The sequence below is a fragment of the Nocardia sp. CDC159 genome, from assembly GCF_023740735.1.
Classification (GTDB): domain Bacteria; phylum Actinomycetota; class Actinomycetes; order Mycobacteriales; family Mycobacteriaceae; genus Nocardia; species Nocardia pulmonis.
In genome coordinates this window covers 99590-106159 of the sequence record NZ_JAMRXH010000012.1, presented here as the reverse complement: position 1 = coordinate 106159, position 6570 = coordinate 99590, and the positions used below count along the sequence as shown (strand labels likewise).

At 65.6% G+C, this 6570-nt stretch carries 6 protein-coding genes; 3 read left to right on the top strand and 3 right to left on the bottom strand.

The window, feature by feature from the left end; all coding sequences use genetic code 11:
• Positions 1-367 precede the first annotated feature (367 nt).
• Entirely contained in the window at positions 368-1135 is a 768-nt protein-coding gene (gene cobM / locus NDR87_RS24725; protein WP_251913022.1) for a precorrin-4 C(11)-methyltransferase, read from the bottom strand.
• Positions 1136-1194: 59 nt separating this feature from the next.
• Here cobM and NDR87_RS24720 point away from each other — a divergent pair, with 59 nt between their 5' ends.
• The gene (locus NDR87_RS24720) at positions 1195-2052 is read left to right on the top strand and encodes an MOSC domain-containing protein (RefSeq protein WP_251913021.1); all 858 of its coding nucleotides are present in this window, start codon (positions 1195-1197) and stop codon (positions 2050-2052) included.
• On the opposite strand, the gene NDR87_RS24715 is transcribed toward NDR87_RS24720, so the two are convergent.
• Together NDR87_RS24715 and NDR87_RS24710 are read right to left on the bottom strand one after the other, a co-directional pair.
• On the bottom strand, positions 2010-2945 hold the full coding sequence (locus NDR87_RS24715) for a hypothetical protein (protein ID WP_251913020.1): 936 nt from the start codon (positions 2943-2945) through the stop codon (positions 2010-2012). The two genes, NDR87_RS24720 and NDR87_RS24715, sit on opposite strands and share 43 nt — an antisense overlap.
• Positions 2946-3032: 87 nt before the next feature.
• Complete coding sequence (locus NDR87_RS24710) at positions 3033-3497, bottom strand: hypothetical protein (protein WP_251913019.1); 465 nt, start codon at positions 3495-3497, stop codon at positions 3033-3035.
• A 92-nt stretch (positions 3498-3589) separates the two neighbouring features.
• Here NDR87_RS24710 and NDR87_RS24705 point away from each other — a divergent pair, with 92 nt between their 5' ends.
• Entirely contained in the window at positions 3590-3913 is a 324-nt protein-coding gene (locus NDR87_RS24705) for a hypothetical protein (protein WP_251913018.1), read from the top strand.
• Positions 3914-3936: 23 nt separating this feature from the next.
• Positions 3937-6567: a hypothetical protein gene (locus NDR87_RS24700; RefSeq protein ID WP_251913017.1), complete on the top strand. Its 2631-nt coding sequence runs from the start codon at positions 3937-3939 to the stop codon at positions 6565-6567.
• The last annotated feature ends 3 nt before the right edge of the window (positions 6568-6570 follow it).

The following is a 6570-nucleotide window of genomic DNA, read 5'->3' as shown; positions in this document are numbered from 1 at the left end:
CCCTAACCTCGCTTCCGAAACGCCCTGCAGCGTCCCCGACGACGCACACCGAAGCCGACGCTCACCTAATCCCAGCGTGGCGTCCGCGTTCGGGGCTCACTTCGAATCTCAATCAGACAAAAATGTTCATAGGACCTATACGCCCTACAGGCCGATCTTGTTACATGGTCCTGACCACGCGGGCCGGCCACGGATCGGTCACACGGAGAACCTCGCTGATGAACACCGAACCAATCTACCGCCCGCGACGGCCCAGCGACCAAAATGGTTCATAGCCAATAAGCATCGAACCAGGTCCCACGGCGTGTGCATCCAAAACTTCCGTCCGGCAATATATCTGAACATACCGTGTGTCGGGCGTTCGGATTCAGCGCCCCGGGCCGGACGCGATGTGACGTACGCGGGCCGGGTCATAAAGGTGTGATTCGACACAGTGCGCCACCGGGGCCAGCGCGCGGCCCACGAGAATTACCGCGGCCTGGCGCAGTTCGGCGGCTTCGACCTGGTCGGCAATGGTGGCCAGGGTGCCGCGCAACACGAGCTGGTCCGGCTGGCTGGCCCGGTAGACCACGGCGACCGGACAGTCCGTTCCGTAGTCACCGCACAGTTCGTCGGCGAGCGCGCGGATGCGGGTGATCGCGAGATGCAGCACGAGGGTCGCCCCGGTGCGCGCGAAGCCGCCGAGCGCCTCCGAGCGCGGCATGGCGGTGGAGCGGGCCTGGGTCCGGGTCAACACCACCGACTGGACCAGCTCCGGGACCGTCAGCTCGGTGCCGAGCAGCGCGGCCGCGGCGGCATAGGCCGGGACGCCGGGGGTGACGTCCCACGGCACGCCGAGCGCGTCGAGCCTGCGGGTCTGCTCGGTCAGCGCCGAATAGATCGAGGGATCGCCCGAGCACAGCCGGGCCACATCCTGGGCCGCCGCGTGGGCGGTGCGGCAGTGTTCGATGATTCGATCGAGGTCCAGGTGCTGGGTATCGATCAACTCCGCGCCGGGCGCGCAGTGCGCGAGCACCTCGGGATCGAGGTAGGTCCCCGCGTACAGGCAGACCGGTGACGTGCGGAGCAGGTGCACCGCCCGCACGGTCAGCAGATCCGCGGCGCCGGGCCCGGCCCCGATGAAGTGCACGGTCATGTGGGTGAGTGTATTTCGAGCCGCACCGGATACCGTGACCCAGTCGACTGGAGGAGCCGATGGCCATCGTCACCGCCCTGATCACCTATCCGATCAAGAGCTGCGCGGGCATCGCGCTGTCCGATGCCCGGCTCACGACCGCCGGCCTGGCCCACGACCGCAGCTTCATGGTGACCGGGCCCGACGGAGTCTTCCGGTCGCAGCGGCGCGATCCCCGGCTGGCCCTGATCCGGCCCGAGCTCGATGCCGCGGGCCGAGCGCTGATCCTGCACGCGCCGGCTGCGCAACCGATCGAGGTCGCGGTCGATATCGACGGACCGCGGCTGCCGGTCACACTGTTCGGGGTGGGCTATCGCGGAATCGATCAGGGTGAACCGGTCGCCCGCTGGCTCACCGAGGTGCTCGACGCGCCGAGCCGATTGGTGCGGGTGCCGCCCGAGCACGATCGCGTCACCGATGGGCTCACCCCCGGCACGTCGGGCTATGCCGACAGCTGCCCGGTGCATCTGCTCTCGGTGGAGTCGCTGGTTGCGCTGGACGATCTGATCGTCGAGCGGGGCGGGGATCCGTTGCCGATGAACCGGTTCCGGCCCAATATCGTCGTCGACGGCTGGGGTGAGCCGCATCGCGAGGACCTCGCCCGGCGAATCCTGCTGGGGGACGCCGAACTCGGCTACGCCAAACCCGCGATTCGCTGCGTCGTCACGATGGTGGATCAGCACACCGGCGTCCGGAGCGGACCCGAGCCGCTGCGCACGCTGGCCGCCACCCGGCGGAGCCCCGCGGGCGGCGTCGCCTTCGGCGCGAAGTTCGCCGTGCTCCGCCCCGGGCGGCTGGCCGTCGGCGACGAATGCGTCGTCACCGAGTGGGCGGCTCAGCCCAGCGACGGATCGAGCGCGCAGGCGAGACGGTCGTAGGTCGGGGCCAGCCGGTGCAGGGTCTCGGCGGCGGCGGTGACATCGCCGGTGACGATGTCGTATTGCAGCGATCCCACCAGCCGTGCCTGTGTACGAGCCACCGCCGCAGCATCTTCCAGGCCCACCTCACCCAGTACCCTTGCGGCATCGGACAATCGGCGTGCGCCCACCCGAATGGCGAAGTACATCAGGTGATTCCTCAGATCCGGCCCCGGATCGGCGGTGAGCAGGTCGGCCAACCCGATCGCGGCATCGAAGGCTCCCCGTGTCCCCTCCGGTACGGGCAGATCCTTCCTGTTGCGCAGGAACGCAACGGCATTCGGCACCGACCCCCGCAGCGCATCCCGAATGCGCACGTGCCGCTCCCGAACGAACCCGAACCGCATCGTGTACGGCTGCCCGTAGTCGAGCATCCCGCCGCGCCACGCGGCCATGAACTCGGCCACCGGCAGCGTCACGAACGGATACCCCTGCGGGTCGTGCATCAGCACCCGATCCCCCTCGACGGCCAGGACCACCACGAAGTGATCGGCCCCGATGGCCCCGCACATATCCGGCTGATGACGGAGCAGCCCCATCTCCACCGGCCCGACGAGCACCGGCCCCGCGGCCAGCGCCTCCCGCAGCCGCCCCTCGGCCTCGCCCGCCGCCCCACCGGAGCTGCTCTCACATCGCCACCCCAGCAGCGCGACCGCGATATCGAGCCCCAGCTCTGGATTCCAGCCGTACGGATCGAAGAACGGCGTCCTCCCGCCGACCAGAGCCATCCCGAACGGCGCACCCGTCAGCACCTCGATCACCGCGGGCGTGGGCGCGTCGTCCCCCAGCATCATCGCAAGCGAATTGCTGTAGCAGTACGGCCCGGAACCGGTGTAGAGCATGACATCACCCAATTTCAAAATTATTGGCGCTCAATTAATTTCGAGCCGGACGAGGCGATGCTAGTAAATTTCCCCGTAATTTCACAAGGGCGGGATATTTCAATCGACCAGCCAGGATTTCCGCCGGTAGTACGGGTCGTCGTCCTCATCGTCGTACGGGTCGTGGTCGACCGGCCTGTGCAGAGGCTGCTGCCGACCACTCGGCGGGGCAGGCCGATAACCGATTTCCGGTTGCCGCACCTGTCCGAGCGGTTGATCCATCGCATCCTCGGTCGCCTCCAACACGGCGCTGATGCGCGGATCGGCACGGAACGTCGACGCGGCGTCGCGAACTCCCGCGCGCGCCATGCTCAGCGCCTGGGCAGCGAGCCGGGTCAGTTCCGCACCGACCGCCGCACCGCCGTACACCAGCGCCCGGTCATCGATCCGGACAGAAATCTCACCGTCGGCACAGGCCTCCACCACGAGATACCCATCGGCCGACTGCGCCCGCGACCGAGCCGTGGTCAGCGCCTCCACCAGCCTACGAGTGTTCTCCTGCATCGGATCCAGACCGGCCATCATTCCCCACTCCTCGCTCAAATCCGGAACGACTCCAACCCCATCGTTGATCATGGTTTACCAAACCAAAAGGTCCGGACGTAACATCACTGCCCATGGCCGACCCGTTGAGCGAGACCGTCGAGATCGATGGCAGAGACGCGGCCGTGCTGGCCCGCAACGTGAAGACCTACGCCGCCGACATCAAAGCCGCCCAGACCGGAGCATCCGCAACCACGCTGACCAACGGCTTCCCCGGATTCCAGATCGGCCAGGCCTACGCCACCGCGACCACCACGGCGAGCAAAGCGCTACAGGACCTCGGTAAAACCCTCGATGCCCTCGGCGACAACACCGTCACGGTCGCGGCGAAGTTCCTCCACATCGACGAGGCCCGCGCCCGCGAATTCGATCGCCTGGACCCGAACGGCCCGAAATAGCCTGAATCCAAGGAGGGGGACTCATGGTAGCCGCGACGAAAACCCAAGCCGAACAGTGCGATCCGAACGCACTGAACGCCCTCGTCACGGAATGGCAAACCGTCCGCGACACCGTCCAGACGGGACTGGACAAGGCTGGCGACGACTATCGCCAATCCGTGGACTTCTGGACCGGGAAGACCGGTGACCGAGCCAGGGACGCCGCGCAGCAGACCGTGACGGCGGGCGGCCTGTTCACCGGCGATCTGACCACCGCCATCGCCACCTTGGCCGGCGACCGCGATGCGATATGGGCGGCGAAGAACCGAGCCGTTCAGGCCATTACGATCGCAATTCAGGCAAAGTACGACGTAGCCGAGAACGGTGATGTCGAACCGAGCGAAGCGGCCAAGGCGGCGGCCGATACCTCTTCCGAGGATCCCAAGGACCGCAATGCCGCACTGGCGGCGCTGAACAAGTACGGCAAAGACACGTTGCAACCGCCGATCAAGTCGGCACTGGCCGACCTCGGCACCGCGATCGAGACGGCGACCACCCATATTCAGAACGCCTTCGCCAACAGCGGCGGCGTGACCAGCATCGCGGTCGAGGCCCCGGGCAAGCTGGACCCCACCCGCCAACTCACCGCGGAACAGGGCAGGGCCGACGGCGAAACCATCGCGGACGGCAAGCTCTCCGACGAGGAAAAGCAACGAATCCTCGACCACCTCCAGCAAACCGGCCTCACCCCCGAACAGCTGACGGCCCTGCAAGCGGGCGAAGCGGTCACCGTCCCGGCGTCCACCATGGACTACCTGACCAACCTCTACGACAAGGCGGGCCGCGACGGCCTGCTCACCCTCTCCAGCTCCCTCAAGGCCGACGGCAGCCCGCAGTCGACGGATCTGCGCACGGCCCTGGCCAACGGCATGCTGACGCTCTCGAACGAGAACGTGGTGAGCCGCGATGCGCAGGGCAAGATCAATAACCGGGGCGGATTCGACAAACTCGACTCCGAGATCCGCGAAATCGTCGGCACCCGTCCCGGTATCGCCGGTGCGCCGGATGCGAACACCCGAGACCTGCCCGACGACTACCGGTCGGACCTTTTCGGACCGAAGATCGATGCTCGTAGCGGGATCAAGGACTACACCGCGGATATGGACCGCTTCGCGGACTTCCTCAGCGGCTCCGACAAGCAATACCAACCCGGTGACCGCTTCGGAGTCGAACTGGGCCGCCAAGCCGCACACCAGGCTTGGATCCTCGACCACGGCGGCTACGGCAAGTACGAAGGAACGAAACTCCCCGACACGGAAGCACTCCAGCACACCGAGAACAGCGCCCAGAGCCTCCTCGGCGTCGCATCCCGCAACCACGATGCCAACTACGCACTGCTCACCGGCCAGGGCAGCGAAGAACTCTTCGGCAAGGGAACGCCCGGCCAGTCCTGGCATCCTTACGACCGCGACAGCGCAGTTGGAACGCTGCTGACACACGAGTGGAAAGACGACGGGGCCGCGCTCGGCAGGATGGTCGAGTGGACCGCGACGGATGCGCTCAGTGCGGATCAAGGTCGTGCCGAACATGCCGGTCAGGCGGCGAATGCGATAGCCGAGTTGATGTCGACCACAAAGGCCGGTAACGGCGTGAACATGTACGAATCTCTGCTGAATATGCCTGGGCAGAGCGGCCATTCGTTCGCCGAAGTCAACCCCCGCGCGGCTCAGTCCATAGCCACTGCGCTCTCTCCCTATGTGGGTGATATGGTCGGAGCACCGGCATCCATTACCGGCACCCACGGCTTCCGGCCGGACAGCACTGGCCCGGTTGAGGCAACACGCGTATTCAGCATTCTGGATGGCGATCCGGAAGCCAGTCGCAGAATAAATATCAGTGCACTGGCATGGGCAGACCAGATGGACCGTAATTTTGCCGCGAATGCTGCGCTGTCCGGGGCGGAACAGGTTGACATGGGCCATTATTCGGGCAGAATCAGGGGTCTGGTCGACGCGGGAATGAATGCGCATGTCGCAGATCTGAACCTGAACGAGACCGATCGGGCAAAGGCGCTCACCGACCAACGTGCCGCTGTTTACGGCGTCGCTCAAAACTTGATCGGCATGAGTGGCGTCGCTGGTACGCCGGGCGGCATCGGCGGACCGATCGCCCAGGCCGTCAGCGAATACTACAAGGCACCGATCACCAGCGTGGATCCCAGCTACGGCGGGCACACCCCCAGTACGACACTGACCGACCCGGCCACCGGGAAGCAGTACGACATCCTGCAGTCGAGCACACTCGGCAATCGGCGTTACAACATGCTGGCCGCGCTCATCCAGACGGGACAAGTCGATCCGGGCCTGCTGCCCAACGATATTCAGAACGCGATGCTCACTTCGACCGACGAGGGCTACAAAATCAAGCCCTACGCCCTCGCCACCAACAACACCGACGCGGCCGGGTTGCTCGATAGATACGTTCCCAACCTTCTCAATAGCTATGGCGTCAGCAATGAGGGCCAGCAGAACTATTTGAACAACGGCGACCAAGCCGCCAAGGTCTATCAGAGAATCATTTCCGACGGAACCATGGACGGCCAGCAGCAAATCAAGAGGTTGACCACCGACGAACTGGAACGGCAAGGGTACAACACATGGTCCACCACCCGATGAGAA